We start from the raw sequence: 21000 nt of genomic DNA, 5'->3' as shown, positions 1-21000 counted from the left end.
GTCCATACTGAAAATGGCAGAATCCAGCTTTTTATCAATGGCCACCAAACCGTAGATTATACGGAACAAGACAGCTCTATTCCCCAATCTGGTTTAATCGGCCTGCAAATTCACGGCGGTGGAAAAGCCAGAGTAGCATTTAAGGATATTTTTATTGAAGAACTGCCTCAAAAGGAATAGATTATGAGTTGATTTAACATTTAAGATTATCAATCAACCCAAGTACCATGATCAAAAACTGGACACTCGTGTTTTTTTGCGTGATTTTATGCGCAAATGCTTTTCCCTTCACCTCCAGCCCCACTATCACATACAGCCAGACTTCTAATATTGAGTTCAAGCTGCAAGCTACTATGCTTGGATATTTTGCTCCCGATGGGACCCGGAACCCTACACTGAAAGCTAAGAAAGGTGACCGGGTCACTATCACCATTACAAATGGTGAAATCATGACGCATGATATCGCTATGGAAAAGCTGGGAATCAAGAGTGAGACTATTTTGGAAGAAGGATCTACGACCAGCATCACCTTTGTAGCTGTAAGCGATGATACTTATTATTGCTCGATCCCAGGTCACAGGGCTGCAGGGATGGCCGGTAAATTTGAGCTGATCGAAGGAGATGAAAAAGAAACCGCAATAAAGGGATCGATCCCACAGAAAGATGGAAAAAACCTCAACCTAAATTTCGAGACAGGTACGCTTCGAGACTGGACTGCTACTGGTGATGCATTTGCAGCGCCCATCTTCAACTCGGATCCCTCACCTGTTCACAGTAAAGAGGATAAAATAAATTTTGAAGGCAAAAACTTCCTCAGCAGCGGAGGCACCCTGAATTACAAACAAACGGGAACCCTCACTTCAGTTCCCTTTGAGGTTACTCAGCCCTATGCCAGTTTCATGGTTTCAGGAGGCGCTTTGGCAGACACCCGGGTTGAAGTTGTTTTGGTAGAATCCGATGAAGTCATTTTTCAGTCCACAGGTCAGGGCAGAGCTACTCTTCAGCCAGTAGTGGTGGATTTAAATGAGTATCTGGGGCAGACAATTTTCATCAGAATCATCGATAAGGAAACCGGAATCTCTGAAATCCCCTACGTAGCGCATGACACTTGGGCACATATCAATTTTGATGATTTCGAGTTTTATCCAAATCGGCCTTCCTTCCCCAATGAATTAAAGCCAGGAGACATCATCATCTTGCCTCCTTTAGACCCGGTGTTGAATTCCGGGCTTTCTGGAACCGAAGCTGCCAACGCAATGACTCCGCCTGATGGATTTATGGTCACTCTTGCTGCTTCCGAACCTGAAATAATCAGACCGATTAGCTTTACACTGGATTATCGGGGCAGACTTTGGGTGGTAGAAGGGCACACCTATCCTACTCCGGCACCTGAAGGTGAGGGAAAAGACCGTATCTTGATCTTTGAGGACACAGATGGCGATGGGACTTTGGACTCACGAAAAGTTTTTGCTGAAGGCCTTAATCTGGTCAGCGGAATCGAAGTTGGTATGGGCGGTGTCTGGCTGGGGGCTGCTCCTTATCTTCTTTTCATTCCAGCAGATTTTGAAAATGACAAACCCAGCGGCCCGCCAGTCATACTTCTCGATGGCTGGGGCACAGACGATACCCACGAAGTACTGAATAATCTCCGCTGGGGACCGGATGGCTGGCTATATGGCACACATGGGGTTTTCACCCACTCCAATGTGGGCAAACCCGGATCTTCTGATGCCGAGCGGACCAAACTCAACGCGGGCGTATGGCGATATCACCCTACCCGGCATGAATTTGAAGTATTTGCCGAAGGCAGCAGTAATCCCTGGGGCATTGACTTCAACAGCTATGGTCATCCTTTTATTACAGTTTGTGTGATTCCGCACATGTATCATGTGATTCAAGGCGCCCGCTACCAAAGACAAGCTGGAAGTCATTTTAATCCGTACACCTATGACGATATCAAAACCATCGCAGACCATGTGCACTGGGTCGGTGACCGCGGACCACACGCCGGTAATTTTCGCTCAGCCTCAGCAGGAGGTGGCCATGCCCACGCAGGGGCGATGATATACCTCGGTGGGGATACATGGCCGGAAAAATATCGGGACAACATCTTTATGAACAATATCAATGGTTCGCGGTTGAATATTGATCAACTTACCCGAAATGGTTCGGGCTATGAGGCAACACACCAAAATGACTTCATGGCCATGAATGATTCTTGGTCCCAATGGCTCAATTTCAAGTATGGCCCAGACGGCTCCGTTTTCGCAATTGATTGGTACGATCAAAATCAGTGTCATAGCCCCAATCCAGATGTACATGATAAGTCTCTGGGAAGAATATTCAAAATCTCCCACGAAGACGATCTTTGGGTTAAAGTAGATCTTTCTAAATCGAGTAGTGTTGAACTTGCCAATTACCAAACTCATAAAAATGAATGGTATGCCCGTCAAGCAAGAACTATCTTACAAGAGCGTGGGGCTACTCCAGAGGCTAAAGCTGTACTTAAGAAAATCCTTTCCGATGATCCAGAAATAACAAATAGACTACGGGCACTTTGGACACTTCATGTGACACACGGGCTGTCGGAGAAAGATTTAGGCAAACTAATGTCTGATCCAGATGAATACCTCAGAAGCTGGGTGATCCAACTTGAAGTGGAAGATAAAACGGTGTCTGAGGAGACCTTGGCCAGATTCACAACAATGGCAAAAAACGACGAGTCTGCTTTGGTACGACTTTACCTGGCTTCTGCCCTATTACGCATAAACCCTAAAGATCGCTGGGAAGTGATGGATGCCCTGGTACAAAGATCTGAAGACCTGGAAGACCACAACCTTCCATTGATGCTTTGGTATGCAATGGAACCATTATCAAGTTTGGATGCTGATCGTGCTATCGCCCTGGCAGAAAAAGCTGCAAATCCACTCCTATTGGAGTACACTGTACAGAAACTTGGTGATCTCAAAACTCCTCAGGCAAGTGCAGCATTACTTAAACTTAAGAAATCACTTGCCGAATCCGATTCTCATTCAAACCATGAATTGAAAAAGCAACTATCCAAGATCGCCTTGGAACGTTAAAAAATCATCCCTATCCCAGGAACTATGAAATATAATATTCTCGAAATTATCGGAATTGCACTGTCCGCCACTCTTTCGCTTACGTCTATTTCGAATGGTGCTTTCTGTCAGGTTCACACCAGCCCTGATTTCAAAAAGACCGTAATCTCCCGGGATTTTCTTTCCGAAGGGGTAGCTGTGGCTGACTTGAATAAGGATGGTCAACTCGATATAGTTGCGGGGTATTATTGGTTTGAAGCTCCTGATTGGAAAAGACATGAGATTGCTCCGTCCCAAATTTTTGACCCGAGAAAAGAATACTCCAATTCCTTTCTGAACCTTGGAATGGACGTGAATCTGGACGGCTGGGATGATGTAGTTATCATTGACTATCCAGGAACTCCGGCTTATTGGTTTGAAAACCCAAAAATAGAAAGCAGTAATTGGCAAAAACATATTATTGCAGACTCTGTAGGAATTTCGATTGAATCTCCGGGATTCATTGATATAGATGGTGATGGACGACTGGACATCTTAAGTGGTGACTATGAAAATAGACAGATCGTATGGCTCCAGGCCCCTACCCAACCTGGAGAAACAGTATGGAAACGCTTTGCTCTTTCGGAAGAAAATGTCCCGGGTACAGACCGCTTTTCACATGGTTTGGGATTCGGGGATATCAATGGAGACAAGTTCAATGACGTGGTCATATCGGAAGGTTGGTTTGAAGGTAAAGGAGATAAAAAATCCGGTGATTGGATTTTCCATGCAGTAAAAGTAAGTGAACCTGCCGCTCATATGCAGGTTCTGGATGTAAACGGGGATCAGAAAAATGACGTACTCAGCTCTTCTGCCCATGCGCTGGGTATTTGGTGGCAGGAGCAGCTGGCGGATGGAAGTTTTGAAACCCACCTTATCAGCGAGATTACCGCCCAGACCCATGCCACCATCATGGCTGACCTGGATGGTGACGGCAAGGAAGAATGGATCACCGGAAAGCGATATCTGGCACATAATGGAAATGATGCCGGAGATGCTGATACACCGTATTTGCTTTACTATAAAATCGCACCTGGTAAAGGGCCATTTTTTGAAGAGCATATCATAGACAATGACTCTGGAGCTGGATTGAATATCGCAGTGGAAGACCTAAATAAGGATAGGAAGCCGGATATTATAATCGCCAATAAGAATGGGATTTTCCTCTTTGAAAATCAAATGAAATAAATCCGTTGTCTTTTTCATTTATAAACTTCATATGCATATACCATGAATTCAACTTCCGGCCCTAAACTTTTTCTTAAAACCTGGATCGCTTTTTATATTGTTGTGTATGCATTTCCTTCCCCTTTTCATTACATCCCCTTACTCAATGAATTACTCCTGAAGTACTTTGTAGCAATCAGGGATGAATTCACAATCCTAATTGCAAGATCAGTATTAGGACATCCTGACTTTGTAAAGCCACAGATGAATGGCAGCGGAGATACTACTTTTAATTATATGGAACTGATCAGCTTCCCTATAATTGCGCTAATTCTAGCTCTTTTATTCATAGTAATTTTTAGAAAAAGGTCCTGGATCACCAAACTCTTTTCCTGGTCACTGATCTATGCACGCTATTATGTCGGGTTGGTTTTGATTTCTTATGGAGTAGCTAAATTTATGATCGGACAGTTTCCCAGTCCTGGGATTTATACGCTTGAGCAGACTTTCGGAGATTCTTCGCCTATGGGATTGGCTTGGAGATTCTTTGGCTACTCTGACACCTATAAGATCTTCATGGGACTTTCAGAAATCACGGCAGGATCGTTATTGCTTTTTCGGAGAACGGCTGTATTGGGAGCACTGATTTCTATCGCTGTCACTACGAATATTGTGCTGGTGAATTTCAGCTTTGATGTTCCCGTAAAGCTGATGTCTTCACATTTGCTTTTCTTTTCCATTTTGATTCTTTTGCCCTCGGTTAAGGTATTGCTGGACTTTTTCATTCTCCAAAAACCAACACGGCTTTTTACTCCAGGGATAAGTTGGAAAACAAAATCCCAGCGTAATTTATGGCTTGCAGGAAAATTGTTCTTTGCCGGATTACTACCAATTCTCATGATAGTTGGGCATTTTATGTCACAACCTATAATGAGGAAAAGGACAACTAAATGGGAAGGCACTTATACTTTTTCTCAGAATAACCTGCCCGATAGTGCAGGAGTGTACTGGACAAAGGTCATGATAGACCAAAATCGGCTGGATGTGAAAACTTCTGGTAAAAACGCTCACTACTACACTATTGAGGACTTTACTGAGGATGGTAAGATTCATTTTGTACGCTCGGGCAAACAAGAGGACCCCTACCTACTGAAGATCCGTGAAAATCCAGAAGGTGAATACCAACTTCTTGTGACATTAGGCGAAAAACAGATGGACATCACAGTTACAAGAAAGAAGAAATCAGATTATTTATTGATGAATCGCGGATTCAATTGGATAAACGAAGCCCCATTTAACCGTTAAGCATCACAAATACGCCAGAATTCACTACAACTGAGTTTCTGTTGATATTTGAAGGGGATTTGTCAGACAACATGATATATTTGAAGGCGCAAATAGCCACCCTCAATATAATAATCCTATAATTTCACTTTTAGCATGTCTAAAATTTCATTTCCTATACTGGCAGTAACTGTTTCTCTTTTGACATTAGCCTGCTCAAAACCGGATAACAGAAAAGCCGACCTGGAAGAGCTTACAAAGTACTATCCACAATTCCCGCTGGACACTGCCAAGCATGGGGCTGACAGCACAGAATTGATCATGACCAATTTTGCAGGCCCGGATATCGTGCCTAGTCCAGCGGCTTTGTCTGTCGCTGCCAATGGAAATGTATTCGTTGGTGTAGACATGATGGGTTCTCTGGGTAAGGAGCCCGGAAAAGGTTCCATTGTACGCTTGGTAGATAGCAATAATGACGGTGAATTGGACTCTCACACGGAATTTGTGAAAGTGGATAATCCAAGGGGAATCATCGCGGTGAGAGATCAGGTATTTGTGCTTCACACCCAGTTTTCCGAGCAAACAGGTGAGGCTGAAGGAATGAATCTGGTGGTTTTTGAAGACAAGGACAACGATGGGGTAGCTGATGGACCTGCCAAAATGCTCATCGAAGGGATTTCTTCTCCAGAATCCCTGCGTTCCCGTGGTACCGATCACTCAACAAATGGTATCCGAATGGGTATTGATGGTTGGATTTATATAGCTGTTGGAGACTTCGGATTTCACAATGCCACCGATAGAGACGGGAAGAAAATGACAATGCTGGGCGGTGGGATTGTTCGCGTGCGCCCTGACGGTACCGAAATGGAAGAATACATCCACGGAACAAGAAACATTTATGATGTGGCCATTGATCCATTTATGAATATTTACACCCGGGGCAATACCAACGACGGAGGTGGCTGGAATATCCGCTTCATCCACTATACCCAGTCAGGGGAGTATGGCTATCCTAACTTTTTCAAAAACTTCACTGAAGAAACGATCCCAGCTTTGGTAGATCTCGGCGGTGGATCCGGTACTGGCAGTTACTTTATGGATGATGCCCGTTGGCCAGCCAAATACAACCATGTACCGATGATGGCAGATTGGGGAAGAAGCCAGTTGTATATTCACCGGGTGACCATGGACGGGCCGGGATTCACCCAACAGGATGAGGAATTTATCAAACTTGCCCAGGTTACAGACATTGATGTGGACGCATCAGGCAGAATGTTCCTCGCAGCCTGGGACGGCGCCGGTTATTTTGGAAGTGAAGAAAAAGGATACGTAGTTCGGGTGGTGCCAAAAGACTGGGCTTACGAAGCTATCCCTGATCTAAAAACTGCAACATTAGAAGAATTAGTTGAATTGCTAAAGGCATCTAATTCAGCTTCCCGATTCCATGCACAGCGCGAGATGCTTGCCCGCTTCCCTGAGGAAGCTGGAGCGGCGGCACTTTCAGTGGCTACTGATAAGACCTTGTCACTGGAAGCCAGAGTTGCTGGCATCTACACTTACGCGCAGGCAACCTGCGAAAGTGGAAACGGAGAATTAGTTAAATTAAGTGAGGAAGAGAAAGTGAGGGAATTCGCATTACGTGCATTGGCTGATCGCAAATCCTGCCTTCAAGGAGTCTCACTTGATCCATTTATAGCAGGGGTAACGGATCCAAATGACCGAGTGAAATCAGCTGCTATTGTAGCGTTGGGAAGAATCGGGAATCCAGAAGCAGCTGATGAATTGTTGAAAGTAAAGGTTCCTGACTCATTCAAGCAGCCAGAAAAAGGAACTGAAGGCCCCCATGCCACTCCAAATTCTGCTATCATTCTCCCACATGTAGCGGTGAAATCACTGGTAGCCCTGAACGCTGTAGACGCGGCAGTAGATGCTATTGGCACAGAAGATTCTAAGCTTGCACTTTGGGCTTTGCGCTACATGCATGATGCAAAAGCAGTGGATGGCCTGATCAAAGCCTATGGTGCTACAGATGATGTAGCGCTGAAAATGGAGATTTTAGGCACACTTTCCCGTTTGTATAAGAAAGAAGCGCCTTACGACGGCTCCTGGTGGTGGGGAACCCGACCGGACACGCATGGTCCGTATTACAAAGGAATCACATGGGAATCTTCAGAACAGATCAAAGATTTCCTGGTGGGCGAGCGCAACAATTTTGAAGCTACTAAAAGACAGTTTTTTGCTGAGCTCAATGAGCGAAACAGAATGGACATTGCCGAATTTGGAGAAGAAGAATCAAATCTGGTAATCCAGGAAACAGAAGTTGACCTAGAGAAAATCAAGAGTAAAAAAGGACAGGTTGGTGCATCTTCAATCGAAGATGTAATGATTGCTGTGCAGGAATTAAAAGGTGATCCTGTGAAGGGAAAAACACTTTTCACCAGCCAAGGCTGTGTGGCTTGTCACAGTATAGAAAAAGGCCAGCCACTCAAAGGCCCTTTTATGGGCCAAATAGGCTCGATCATGAACCGATCTCAGATTACTGAATCAATTCTGAAACCAAATGCTTCCATATCACAGGGTTTTGCATCTGTATTGATTGACACAAATGACGACAAGTCCTATATGGGCTTTGTCACCGCCGAGACGGCAGACGAAGTAGTGATTCAGGACATTACCGGTACAGCTACCAAGTTAGACAAGAGCACAATCAAAACCCGTAAGGTAATGGAGACTTCCATGATGCCTCCCGGCTTGGCAAATTCACTTTCCTTTGAGGAGTTGGCATCGTTGATTACTTACCTGGAGCAGCAGAAGTAAGTTTTTAAGAATAGAGACATGGGGTAAAACACCTTGGGATCGTTGAATCTCAAGGTGTTTTTTAATTTAACCGCGGTGGACATTTTACGAAGAGTCGCAAAATCAGTTTAATTTGGGGACAGTGCTATGACTAGAAGGTAATTGATCAGGGGTCAGGTACCGCACTATTGGCTAGACTCATTGGCACTGTACCTATAGCTATAGCTTTTGTTTTCCATGGTAAAAATCAATCTAAGTTAAAGAAAAATTTATTCTAACTAGAAGACCTAACTTTAAAAACGCCTTTCCAATTAGCTATAAATCAGACATTTAAGTAAATTCCTATTTTGGCTTGAAATATTCTATGATTCATAAACCAGAAGTAGTTAGACATCTCTACCCATAAGCAAGGTCAAAATCCCAGTCGAAATAAAACCCAATTGGATTAATCCCGTAATCTCAACGGGAACTGTAATGCTCCATACTGACAGAAACCTTTGTCCGAAATTATTAATAAAACCTAATTAATTAAAATGAAGTGTCCAAGCTGTAATGAAACTTTGCTAATGAGCGAAAAGCAAGGTATTGAAATTGACTATTGTCCCAATTGCCGGGGGATCTGGCTGGATAGAGGTGAATTGGATAAAATCATCGAACGCTCTACATCTCCGTCAGGTGGTGTAACCAATAGTGCTTATGAGGAAAACCCAGGATTTGAAAAGCGCTATCCTAAAGAATCACACTACTCCGATCAAGAACGTCATAGAAGACCTTATAAAAAGAAAGAATCATTTTTATCGGATCTATTCGATTTTTGACCTGTAAAACCATTAAAATTCAGGTAAAATATTAGCCAGCTACTTTAAGTAATTAATGTAGCTGGTTTTTTTCGGGCGTGTTTAAAATTATGTATCCAGAGTTCTGTCCAACATTTATGTTAACTTTTTCCTAATTAAATACAACTGTCCAAAAAATAAGGTTTTCTCACTGAGCCCGCTGCAGTTAAATAATCATACCATTAAGTTTACATGAATTATTTCAAGCGGGATAGTTCATTAGCTCACATTTTTTATTTTTGGGAGCTTTACTAAAATTACTTCCATGAAATCAAGCATGATTCAAGCCTCACACACCATTCTATTCACTCTTCTTGCTTTTTTCGTAGCCAGCTCTGCATCATTTGCGCAGAAGTCTTTTCACAAAAATAAAGTCATCGCCCACCGCGGGGCGTGGAAAGCCACTAATCTTCCCCAAAATTCCATTGCTTCCCTAAAACAAGCCGTAGCACTAGGTTGTGAAGGTTCTGAGTTTGATGTTTGGATGACTGCTGATGGGATTTTGGTAGTAAACCACGATGCAGATTTTAAGGGAATGGAAATTGAAACCTCCAGGTTCGAAGAACTTTTATCCCAAAAGCATGAGAATGGTGAGAAGCTCTCTACTGTAGAAGAATACCTAAAGGCAGGCAAAAAACAAAAAGGCACTAAGTTGATTTTTGAGATAAAGCCTTCTAAAATTTCTGTGGAACGAAGCAAAGAAGTGGCCGAAAAGTCTGTGCTGGCGGTGAAGAAAATGAAAGCAGAAAAATGGGTGGATTACATCACATTCAGCTATGAGGGTGGATTGAAGGCAATAGAAATGGATCCTAAAGCGAATGTCGCATACCTTAATGGGGACAAAACTCCGGCAGAATTGAAGGAAGCCGGATTTTTTGGGTTTGACTACAATATAAACGTTCTGAAAAAGAACCCTCAGTGGATCAAAGAAGCTCAGGAACTAGGTTTGACAGTCAATGCCTGGACGGTAAACAAACCTGAAGACTTGAATTGGTTTCTTGATCAAAACCCGGATTTCATCACTACCGACGAACCCGAGTTACTGCTGGAGCTAATTGAAGAACGGAAGTAAGGAACCCTAGTAACTCAAAATAAACAACTATACAGAAAATTGCCTTCTTATCATTTAACCTTGCTCCCTGACTTCAAAAGGCAATTGAAGTGAAGAGAATTCATTTTTTAATTATATTTTACCTCGTAAAATAGGCCCATTACTTTGCACCAGCAATTTTCGGTAAAATGAAAGAGGAAATCAAGCTTTATAACCAAAGTCAAACCGAACTGGAAGAGGTCTGCGACCTGCTTGCAATGACAATAGCTAAATTCCTGACTGAAGCAGAAAGCAAGATCTGGCATGGTCATCCCGTATGGTTTTTGGAAGGAAATCCTATAGTGGGCTATAGTAAGCAAAAACCTGGAATACGGCTCATGTTTTGGAGTGGGGCTGATTTTGAAGAAGAAGACCTGGATAAGAAAGGTGAAAAATTTAAAGACGCATCAATTTTTTATAAATCAATCCATGAAATCGACAAAATCAAATTGGAACGATGGCTGGAGAAATCAAAAAACATCCAATGGGACTATAAAAACATAGTCAAGCGAAAAGGCCAACTCGAGCGTTTGAAGTGAAAGTCTAATCTATAGACCTTCAGGAATCAGGACTCCACAAGCGGAGATGGAAGCTGAACTTATATTATGAATCTTACCTGAATGATGGTAAGGTTTGCGCCCTTTTACAGCGGCAATCTATGGGGGCAAAGAGGTATTTATAAAAAAGTCCATCCAAACTAATTCATTGAGTTCTCCGGATTTGTATCACGCTTTTAACTCGGAAATCCATTTCGATACTCATTACTCTACCCGGAAATCTTGGCAATCATAGCTAACCATGAATAACTCAGGCTTTGTTTTTGACTTTCTTTTCAGAAATGAACCCCGAGTTTTATGAATAGGATTTTTAGAAATGTAGTTACCCTAAGCGTATTGCTTTTTTTATTTACTTTATCCTGCTATGCCCAATCTTCCAATTATACTTTTCAGATCAATGATCAATTGGACGAGCGAATCTACGCCATAGACAGGCTAACATTTTACGAAGATGAAACCAATGAAATTGAACTGGAGGACATTCTATCTCCGCAGTTAGCAGACAGACTCAAGATCAATCCTGATTTTAACAAGAATAAATTCTCTACCGAGAATACGTATTGGGTGAAGGTAGCTATCCAGAAAACACCTACTAGCCAGAAGCAATGGCTACTGGAATTTTATGATCAGACAATAGACCAAATTACGGCCTATATCCCTTCAGAAGAAGGATTTCGTGAATTAAAACTAGGAGATCAAGCACCGTTTGGTGACAGGATTTTTTCTCATAAAAACTTCCAAATCCCAGTCTCAAACGAAACTTCAGGAATAGCTATCTACTATTTCAAGATCAGATCATCCCAAAAGGCGGATATTAGGATTGCTTTCAGATCATACAACCGCTTCATCTATTATGCTTTGAATGAGTACTTTCTGTACGGGATTTTCTATGGGATGATCTTGATTATCTCCCTTTACAACGGGCTGATTTACTTGGCAATCAAGGAGGTCAAATACCTGTATTACGTCTTTTACCTAATCTGTGTAGGGATATTCGCAGCCTGTGTGGATGGCATTGCTTTCCAGTATCTATGGCCTAACAAACCTGGATGGAATCAGCCCGCATTGGGGCTTTCAAGCTATCTGATCGTAATTTTTGCGTTGCTTTTCTCCACTCACTTCCTCAATCTGAAGAGAAGATTCCCCAGCATGCATCGCTGTTTTCAGCTCATTTTAGGAGCAAAAACATTTCTTTTTTTCTTGGGGTTAATTTATTATCCCCACCTTTTGGAAATCCAGGTTTACGACATCATTCCCTTTTTCCTGATCCTGTTTTCCAGTATATATGTCTTGGTCAAAGGCTACAGTGTGGCACGTTTGTTTGTAGTTGCTTACGGGATTTTATTTCTGGGAGTGGCTCTGAAAGCTATGGTACACACCGCCATTATCCCCCATAGTACTGTGTTGTACTACAGCTTACACATCGCTTTTTTGATGGAAATGCTGTTACTCACATTAGCGTTGGGAGACCGTGTGAAAATCCTCAAAGAAAACCGGGACCGGGCAATGCTTCGCTCCTTAAGGCAAGCCGAAGCAAATGCACAGCTAAAGGATAAAGTCAATCGGGAATTGGAACAAAGGGTAAGTGAAAGAACCCAAGAATTGGCAAAAAAGAACCAGTTGCTACTGGAGTATAATCAGCAAATCCTGGAAAAAGACGAAGAAATCAAACGGATTAATTCGATCCTGGACAAGGATATATGGAAACTAAAATCACAGATTAAAGAAAATCTCCAGGCAAGAATCACCAATAAACGAATGAGTTATGCTGATTTCAAAAATATTTTCCCGGATTCTAGCTCTTGCCTTCGCTACCTGGAGCAGGTAAAATGGGAAAACGGCTTCACCTGCAAAGCCTGCAACCATGGCAAATTCTCGAAAAGCTCTAAGATTTTTCACCGCCGATGCTCTCGCTGCGGACATATAGAATCCGCGACGGCCGGGACAATATTCCATGGCATCCGCCTACCAATAGAAAAGGCATTTTATCTTTCCTACACCGTCATTGCAGAGCATGATAAACTCACACTTGATGAGCTTTCCAAGTTGCTTGATTTGCGGATAAACGCCATCAGCAGCTTCCGGGTAAAAGTGAAATTGCAGCTGGAACTGAAAGGAATTCACCATCCGGAATGGGAAGACATTGTTTTGGAAAAATCCCATGAATTGAATTGATTTCTACAGGATTTCCGGTTAACTGGCATCCTGATAATAAAGCGTGAATTGATTATCAATAATCTTTTAAATTATCGAAATAGCCTATTTTTTAGTGAAATTAAAAAAGGAATAGAAGTTTAAATAGGGCTTATTTAAACATCCTTTTTCAATCAATTTCAAAGATTTTTTTGTACTGCTTGGTATAAGGCTAGTTAGTTTCAGTTGCTGCTTTGCGGGATACCGCATGCAATTAACTAAAACTAAACCCAATTAGCCCGATGGAAAAATTACTACCAGAGAGGAAAAATGTCTGGCATCACAGCAAGCGTTTTATTTTATCCTTTCTCCTATTCTCCTTATTTATCGTCCACCATTCGGTCGGACAGAACAATGTTTCAGTTCAGGGAACAGTGCTTGATGCTGCCGGCCAACCGCTGCCCGGTGTGAACGTGGTCATCAAGGGAACCACCAACGGGACAGTTACAGACCTGGACGGCAAGTACTCTTTACAAGTTACGGAAGATGCAGTGCTTGTCTTTACTTTTGTAGGGTTTACAACACAAGAAATTCCGATCAACGGTAGGTCAACCATAGATATTTCCCTTGAAGAAGATCTTGGGGATTTGGACGAGTTTGTAGTTGTCGGATATGGTATTCAGCGCAAAAGCGATCTCACCGGAGCAATATCCAGTGTGGATTCCAGGGACATTAACCGACTTCCTGTTTCAGATGTCACACAATCACTGCAAGGCCGTGTAAGTGGTGTTCAAATCACCCAAAACTCCGGTGCTCCGGGAGCAGGTTCCACTGTCCGGATCAGAGGTGTGGGCACATTGAACAATTCCTCTCCTCTCTATGTGGTAGATGGGATGCTCTTAGATGATATTGATTTCCTGAACCCAAACGATGTGGAGTCTATGGAGGTGCTGAAAGATGCTTCTGCAACAGCTATTTACGGTTCCCGGGGGGCTAACGGTGTAATCATAGTCAGTACAAAGCAAGGATCATTTGATACAGACACCAGAATCAGTGTAGATGCATATACAGGAGTGCAGCAAGTAGCCAGTAAAATCGATTTGGTGAATGCCAGGCAATTCGCCCAGCTGGCCAATGAACTGGAGCAAAACGTAGGAAATGAACCTATTTACAATGTGGATGAGTATGCTGAAGGCACTGATTGGCAGGATTACATTTTCAGAAATGCACCAATCAATAATGTAAGCCTGGGTGCTAACGGAGGATCAGCAAAAACCAACTTCAACCTGAGCGTCAATTACTTTAACCAACAAGGAGTAGTGAAAGAATCTGAATTCGAGCGGTTGACCTTCCGGCTGAATAACCAATATAAGTTCAGCGATGCGGTTACTTTCGGTCACAACCTTTCATTCATCTACTACAATCAGCAAAATGAGCCTGGAGTCATCGGCAATGCCTACCGTGCTTATCCGATTTTTGACCCGACCCAGCCAGACGGCAGCTACACGAATACCAGCCCAGTTGGAAATCCGGCGGCTCAATTTGACTACAACTCAAACAACCGGACAAATAATTACCGTGGTGTGGGCAACTTTTTTATGGATGTCAAATTCCTGAAAAATTTCACCTTCCGAAGTAATGTAGGTCTGGATCTGGCTTTTCAGGATACAAAGACTTTTACCCCTGTTTTCTTTGTATCCCCAACGCAGCAGAATCCGGAGAATTCAGTCAATGCGGAAAATCTGAGAAACAGAAATATCCTTTGGGAAAATACCATAAACTACAGTAAAGAATGGGAAGACCATCGGTTGAATCTTTTAGGAGGTATCACTACTCAGGATTTCTATACTGAGACTCTTGGAGGCGGAAGAAGAAATCTGCCTGGCGAAGACCCCTCACTTTGGTACCTCAATGCAGGTGAGCTGACCACTCAGACAAATAACAATACCGCAGGGGACTGGGCAATGCTTTCTTACCTTTTCCGGGCTAATTATACCTACAAAAACAAATTCCTCTTTACCGGTACGTTCAGAAGAGATGGCTCAAGTCGATTTGGTAAGGAAAACCGATATGGTAATTTCCCATCAGTAGCGCTAGGATATAATATCATCGAGGAAGCATTTCTGCAAAGCCAATCCTTCCTATCCAACCTGAAAATCAGGGGTAGCTGGGGGAAAATCGGAAATGACAAAATCGCCTTTTACGAAGGCAGGCCCGTGGTAACAGGGAATGAGAATGCAGTTTTTGGTGAAAATGAAGAACTGATTTATGGCGCAACGTTGACCCGGTTGGCCAATCCATTTATTAAATGGGAAGAGACAGTTACTTCCAATATAGGACTTGAGTTCGGGTTCTTTGACGAGAAACTGACTGGTGAATTGGATTATTATACTCGCAAAACCAATGATATCTTAGTTTCAGTTCCAATTCCTGCCTATGTGGGCTCTGCAAATAACCCTGTTATTAATGCTGCAAGTGTCAAAAACTCCGGCATTGATCTGACTTTGAATTGGAGAGATCAAAAAGGCGACTTTGCCTATAACTTCGGAATAGTTGCTTCTACAGTAAACAATGAGGTGTTAAACTTAGGAGATGGCAATGAAGCTATCTTCGGCGGGGCGGTAGGGATCAGCGGCTACTTAGGTTCTAGAACGATAGTTGGTGAATCTATAGGTCACTATTATGGATACAGGACCGCAGGGGTTTTCCAAAATGAATCTGATCTGTCATCTATTCCCAAAAGAGGCTCTGAGGTCGAGGGAGATTTGATTTATGAAGACACAAATAATGACGGAGCCGTAGATAACAATGACCGTGTGATTTTGGGCAGCCCTATTCCTGATTTGATTTTTGGCTTTAATCTGGGATTCGACTACAAAGGTTTTGACTTCAGTGCGGATTTTAACGGGACCTATGGCAATGAAATCTACAATGCCAAAAAACAGACCCGCTTCAACACTTACAACTTCGAAACCAGCTATCTGGACAGATGGACAGGGGAAGGCACCAGCAATACAGAACCCAGAGTTACTAACGGGGGCCACAACTATGAAGTCTCAGACAGATTTGTGGAAGATGGCTCTTTCCTTCGGTTGAGGAATGTGCAGATAGGCTACAGCTTTCCTGAGGTGGCTTTGAATAAATTCAAGGTCCAAAACTTCAGGGTTTATCTCTCAGGAACAAACGTATTCACCTGGACGAAATATTCTGGATACACCCCTGAGATCGGCGGTGGATCTGTGATCGGTACAGGATATGACAGTGGTCTTTACCCCGTCGCAAGAACTTTTAACCTAGGAATTTCTGCCAGCTTCTAAACCCATTTAACTATGAATAAGATAAACTATAAAATAGCAGCTATTGGATTAAGCATTCTGGTGAGCGTAGGTCTGGTTTCCTGCGAGGATTATTTGGATAAGGCTCCTCTTGGAGAGCTAACTTCTGAAAACTTCTTTCAAGATGAACTGCAGGCCACGCAGGCTGTGAATGCCATATACGCGCACCTGAGAAGTTTTAACGTACATGTATTTTCCTACATAGGAGTTACAGATATCGCCTCTGATGACGCTGACAAGGGATCTGTCCCAGGTGATGCAGGCTTCCTTCAGGATATCAATGATTTTACTTTTGATGCAAATAATACTGCGGTCAATGGGATATGGTCAGGATATTTCCAGGGGGTGTTTCGTGCCAATCAGGTGATCGCAAATGTACCCGAAATCGATATGGATGAGGAGTTGAAAACCAGACTCATCGGAGAGGCAAGATTTCTGCGGGCGTACTTCTACTTTTTCCTTGTAAGGACATACGGAGACTTACCGCTGATAGACCGTCCGTTGAATCCGGATGAGTATGTTCAGACGAGAGTTTCAACCGATCAGATTTATGCATTCATTGAAGAGGATCTGAATTTTGCGGCAGAAAATCTTCCAGAGAAATCTGAATATGAAGCTTCCGAGCTTGGCAGGGCCACGGCAGGTGCTGCAAAGTCATTTTTGGCAAAAGTGCATCTTTTTCAAAATGACTTTCAGGAAGCATTTGATCTGGCTCAGGAGGTTATTTCCAGTGGTGAATATGAGCTTTATCCCGATTATGAAGGTATTTTCCGAAGAGAAGGGGAGCATTCTTCAGAGAGCATTTTCGAAGTATCGACAGTAGCTCTTGAAGCGGGAGGCGGAGGATCTCAGTTCAATGAAGTCCAGGGGATCCGCGGCAATCCGAATAACGGCTGGGGGTTTAATGGTCCTTCAGATGATCTGATGGCTGCCTACGAGGAAAATGATCCCAGGCTGGTAGCAACCATTATCACTAATGGGGATACGTTGCCTTCCGGAGAAGTAGTGGTGGCTGACCCGAATATGGGTGAAAATGCACGATTCAGCCGGAAAGCCTGGCTTCCTGAAAGACCACCATCCGGCTTCGGGAACAGCGGTGCTAATATACGTTTGTTCCGATATGCTGATTTGCTTTTGATTGCTGCCGAGGCTGCGAATGAGATTGGAAATCCAGCTCAGGCTTTGGAGTATGTGAATATGGTCCGCGAAAGGGCCCGTCAGGGTGATAACAGCATTTTACAAGATTTAACCATGACTGATCAATCAGGACTCAGAGAGGCAATCTATCATGAGCGAAGAATAGAGCTGGCCATGGAGCAGCACCGCTACTTTGATCTGGTAAGACAAGGACGTGCACAGGAGGTATTTGCCGAATTGGGAATCACCTGGACACCAGGTAAACATGAGGTATATCCAGTTCCACAATCCGAAATAGATATCAGCGGAGGTTCAATCACCCAAAACCCGGGTTACTAAACCCCTTGACTCCTGCCTACTTGCTGGGGCGGGAGTCTCCTTTATTCTTTCCTTTCCATATTTCCAAGCCATGAAATCGAGCATCACCCAAGCGTCACATAAAGAGATGATTACCCATCAGGCAAGATTCCATGTGTCAGCTGAAAAAATAAACATAAACTTATGAAAGCCCAATCCACACTCTCCTTGGCTGCTCTTGTCCTCCTTTCTTTTGGCTGTCAAAAAGCAGAAGAAAAAGCCAGCACAATTAGAGCTACTCCTTACGATATACACGTGGAGCTGGCATGGGACAAAACACCGGAAGCAGATTCATACGGAATATGGGTAAGTATGGATGACAAGACCTATACCCAACGGGCCTTGGTACAAGACACTATTTATCTGGATTTTGTAAATGATCTGGGAATGGAACTTGACCTGAACTATGAGGTCAGAGCCTACACTGGTGCGGATTCCTCCATTGTAGGAAGTGCATCCGCCAAAACTCGTAAAATGACAGATGAAGAGCTTTTGAATATGGTGGAGTTCTACACTTTCCGATATTTCTGGGATGGAGCTGAGCCCAATTCAGGAATGGGGCCAGAGCGAATTCATATGGATGGGGAATATCCTCAAAATGATGCACATGTGGTAACCACCGGTGGATCCGGAATGGGAATTTTCGGACTGATAGCAGGAATGGAAAGAGGTTGGATTACCAAAGAACAGGGTGTAGCGCGATTTGAAAAGATTGTGGGATTTCTGGAAAAAGCAGACCGATTCAAGGGGGTTTGGCCTCATTGGCTGAATGGTCAAACCGGAAAAGTCCAGCCTTTTGGTCAGAAAGATAATGGAGGTGATCTGGTGGAATCTGCATTTTTGATGCAGAGCCTGATCGCCGTGCGGGAATACTTCAAAGGTGGAGATGACCGCCAAAAAGCTGTAGCGTCCCGCATTGATCAATTGTGGAAAGAAATGGATTGGAGCTGGTACACCAGAGACGGCCAGGATGTACTTTATTGGCACTGGTCTCCGGAATATGCATGGGATATGAATTTCCCATTAGAAGGATACAACGAATGTCTGATCACCTATGTACTGGCAGCATCCTCTCCTACTCATACCATTGATCCAGCTGCATATCACAAGGGCTGGGCAAGAAGTGGAGCTATAAAAGCTAAGAATGAAGCCTTTGGATACGAACTTCAACTTAAGCATAACGGAGCAGAAAAGATGGGCGGGCCGCTTTTTTGGGCGCATTATTCCTATCTGGGATTGAATCCCATGGGACTTAAAGATCAGTATGCTGACTATCAAAAGGAAAACACCAATCAGACACTGATCAACAGAGCATATTGTGTTGGGAATCCAGGCAACTTTGCAGGTTATGGAGAAGATTTGTGGGGGCTGACTGCCTCCTACTCTATCAATGGCTACAATGCGCACTTTCCCGGAAATGATACAGGGGTAATCTCTCCTACTGCTGCAATTTCCTCTATTCCATATACTCCTGAAGAGTCTATGAAAGTCATTAAAAACCTCTATTATAATTATGGTAAAAAAGTACTTGGCAGATATGGATTCTACGATGCGATGAGCCCCGAGCATGACTTCTACCCTACCCGATACCTGGCCATTGACCAAGGGCCTATGGTGGCCATGATAGAAAACTACAGAACAGGATTGGGCTGGAAATTATTTATGGGAGCTCCTGAAGTGCAAGAAGGTTTGAAGAAATTGGGTTTTGAGAGTCCTAGCTTGAAAAAATAAACTCTTTTTCAGACTATCGAATTTGATCGGAGATTACGTTTAGTGACCCTTCGATCAAATTTGATTTTTAAAGTCCATATTATGAGAATTCCCTCCGATCCAAAAAAGCCCACGGCACTCCGATATTGTTTTTAACAATAACCCTTTAACTTCCTTCAGGTCTCATTCAAGTTGAATCAAAACGAAAATTCTTTTCGACCCTCCATAGAAATAATAGTTATCTCCTTTACGAGTAACTTAAACTTCTATTCTACCTACATGAGGCAATGCATACAGCCCCTTACACTTATACCTGTGCCCTCCGCGAAACCTTTGTGCTCTCAGTGGTTAAAAAAACTTTAAAAACCTTTTAATTTCCACATACCTAGCTATTTCCCTAGATGTGAAAGGAATTGAATCTATTTTTGACGTATGAATACCATGACTGTGGAAAGAACCATATCCATCCGAGGACTATTTCGGATCAGCAGACCTATCAATCTGCTGATGGTGGGGTTCGCACAGCTAATGACGGCCTATTTTTTGGTTGAAACCAACAAATCCGGCTTACCGGTATTGCAAGATTATAATCTATATCTATTAATTGTTTCCACCCTCTTGATCACGGCAGCCGGATATATGATCAATGATTATTACGATGTCAAAATCGATTATGTGAATCGTCCTGGAAATGTCGTAGTTGGAAAAGGCATCAAGCGCCGAGTGGTTATTCTCCTGCATACCATACTGAATATCACAGCAGTTGGACTAGGTTTTTTGGTGAGTCCCAGCATAGCTTTAATCAATTTCTTTGCGGCTTTTTTGCTTTGGTTCTACAGCAATCAGCTGAAGAGAGAACCCTTTATCGGAAATTTTTCTGTAGCACTTCTCACTGGCATATCCATCTATGTGATTGCATTCTATTTCGAAAAATCAGAGCTTCTAGTACTTACATACGCCATTTTTGCTTTCTTTCTCAACCTCATCCGTGAGATCATCAAAGACATAGAAGACAGGCAGGGAGATAGAAAACACGGATGCCGTACTTTGCCCATAGTGATTGGATTTCGGAAAACAAAAGCTGTGATTTTCCTGATTGCAGCCGTGTTTGTCTGCGCAATATTAGTGGTGACATTCGAATTAAACCGACCCATAATTTTCTTCTATTTTGGAGGATTGGGGATCTTTTTCATCTATTTCATGTATCGAATCTACTATGCAGACCGCAAGGACCATTTCACAAAATTAAGCGCAATTGCCAAGGCTTTAATGCTGGTGGGGACAATCAGTATGGCTTTTTTGTAGTTCCATTCCACTAATTAGAAAGATAACTACCTACGTTTATTTTGGAATATAAAAAGTGTATCTGCTTATTTACGGATGTCGGTTTACGATTTACAACATCAAGCATGTATTTAGCCCTCAACCTGAGAAGTCAATCTTCAACTCAGGGAATTGTCTCGTAAATCTTAAATCCAAGATCATAAGTCCCAAATC

Annotated in this window: 13 protein-coding genes; all 13 read left to right on the top strand. The window is 43.0% G+C overall.

Annotated elements, in window-relative coordinates; translation table 11 throughout:
- Nucleotides 1–180 (top strand): family 16 glycoside hydrolase (locus AS141_RS23425; protein ID WP_157243560.1); only part of this gene is annotated, 180 nt, incomplete at its 5' end.
- A gap of 47 nt (nucleotides 181–227) precedes the next feature.
- A complete protein-coding gene (locus AS141_RS23420) occupies nucleotides 228–3083 on the top strand; it encodes a PVC-type heme-binding CxxCH protein (protein ID WP_057940142.1) in 2856 nt (951 codons plus the stop codon).
- A 24-nt stretch (nucleotides 3084–3107) separates the two neighbouring features.
- Nucleotides 3108–4289: an FG-GAP repeat domain-containing protein gene (locus AS141_RS23415; RefSeq protein ID WP_057940141.1), complete on the top strand. Its 1182-nt coding sequence runs from the start codon at nucleotides 3108–3110 to the stop codon at nucleotides 4287–4289.
- Nucleotides 4290–4331: 42 nt separating this feature from the next.
- Entirely contained in the window at nucleotides 4332–5573 is a 1242-nt protein-coding gene (locus tag AS141_RS23410) for a hypothetical protein (RefSeq protein WP_057940140.1), read from the top strand.
- A 135-nt stretch (nucleotides 5574–5708) separates the two neighbouring features.
- Nucleotides 5709–8369, top strand: coding sequence for a DUF7133 domain-containing protein (locus AS141_RS23405; protein ID WP_057940139.1), 2661 nt, complete (start codon nucleotides 5709–5711; stop codon nucleotides 8367–8369).
- 512 nt (nucleotides 8370–8881) lie between these two features.
- Nucleotides 8882–9166 (top strand): TFIIB-type zinc ribbon-containing protein, encoded by a 285-nt coding sequence (locus AS141_RS23400; protein ID WP_057940138.1) that lies wholly within the window; start codon nucleotides 8882–8884, stop codon nucleotides 9164–9166.
- A gap of 283 nt (nucleotides 9167–9449) precedes the next feature.
- Nucleotides 9450–10256 carry a glycerophosphodiester phosphodiesterase family protein gene (locus AS141_RS23395; protein ID WP_087149461.1) on the top strand — a complete coding sequence of 269 codons (807 nt, stop codon included), beginning with the start codon at nucleotides 9450–9452 and terminating at the stop codon, nucleotides 10254–10256.
- A gap of 167 nt (nucleotides 10257–10423) precedes the next feature.
- Nucleotides 10424–10813, top strand: coding sequence for a DUF1801 domain-containing protein (locus tag AS141_RS23390; protein ID WP_057940137.1), 390 nt, complete (start codon nucleotides 10424–10426; stop codon nucleotides 10811–10813).
- A 315-nt stretch (nucleotides 10814–11128) separates the two neighbouring features.
- The gene (locus tag AS141_RS23385; RefSeq protein WP_057940136.1) at nucleotides 11129–13006 is read left to right on the top strand and encodes a 7TM diverse intracellular signaling domain-containing protein; all 1878 of its coding nucleotides are present in this window, start codon (nucleotides 11129–11131) and stop codon (nucleotides 13004–13006) included.
- A gap of 260 nt (nucleotides 13007–13266) precedes the next feature.
- Entirely contained in the window at nucleotides 13267–16281 is a 3015-nt protein-coding gene (locus AS141_RS23380; RefSeq protein WP_057940135.1) for a SusC/RagA family TonB-linked outer membrane protein, read from the top strand.
- A 12-nt stretch (nucleotides 16282–16293) separates the two neighbouring features.
- Complete coding sequence (locus tag AS141_RS23375; RefSeq protein WP_057940134.1) at nucleotides 16294–17775, top strand: RagB/SusD family nutrient uptake outer membrane protein; 1482 nt, start codon at nucleotides 16294–16296, stop codon at nucleotides 17773–17775.
- 162 nt (nucleotides 17776–17937) lie between these two features.
- A complete protein-coding gene (locus AS141_RS23370; RefSeq protein WP_082632405.1) occupies nucleotides 17938–19524 on the top strand; it encodes a glucoamylase family protein in 1587 nt (528 codons plus the stop codon).
- Between the two features lie 411 nt (nucleotides 19525–19935).
- On the top strand, nucleotides 19936–20808 hold the full coding sequence (locus AS141_RS23365; RefSeq protein ID WP_057940133.1) for a geranylgeranylglycerol-phosphate geranylgeranyltransferase: 873 nt from the start codon (nucleotides 19936–19938) through the stop codon (nucleotides 20806–20808).
- The last annotated feature ends 192 nt before the right edge of the window (nucleotides 20809–21000 follow it).

It is taken from the genome of Algoriphagus resistens (assembly GCF_001442615.1).
Classification (GTDB): domain Bacteria; phylum Bacteroidota; class Bacteroidia; order Cytophagales; family Cyclobacteriaceae; genus Algoriphagus; species Algoriphagus resistens.
The sequence above is the reverse complement of the archived record's forward strand: the minus strand, read 5'-3'. Positions and strand labels throughout refer to the sequence as shown.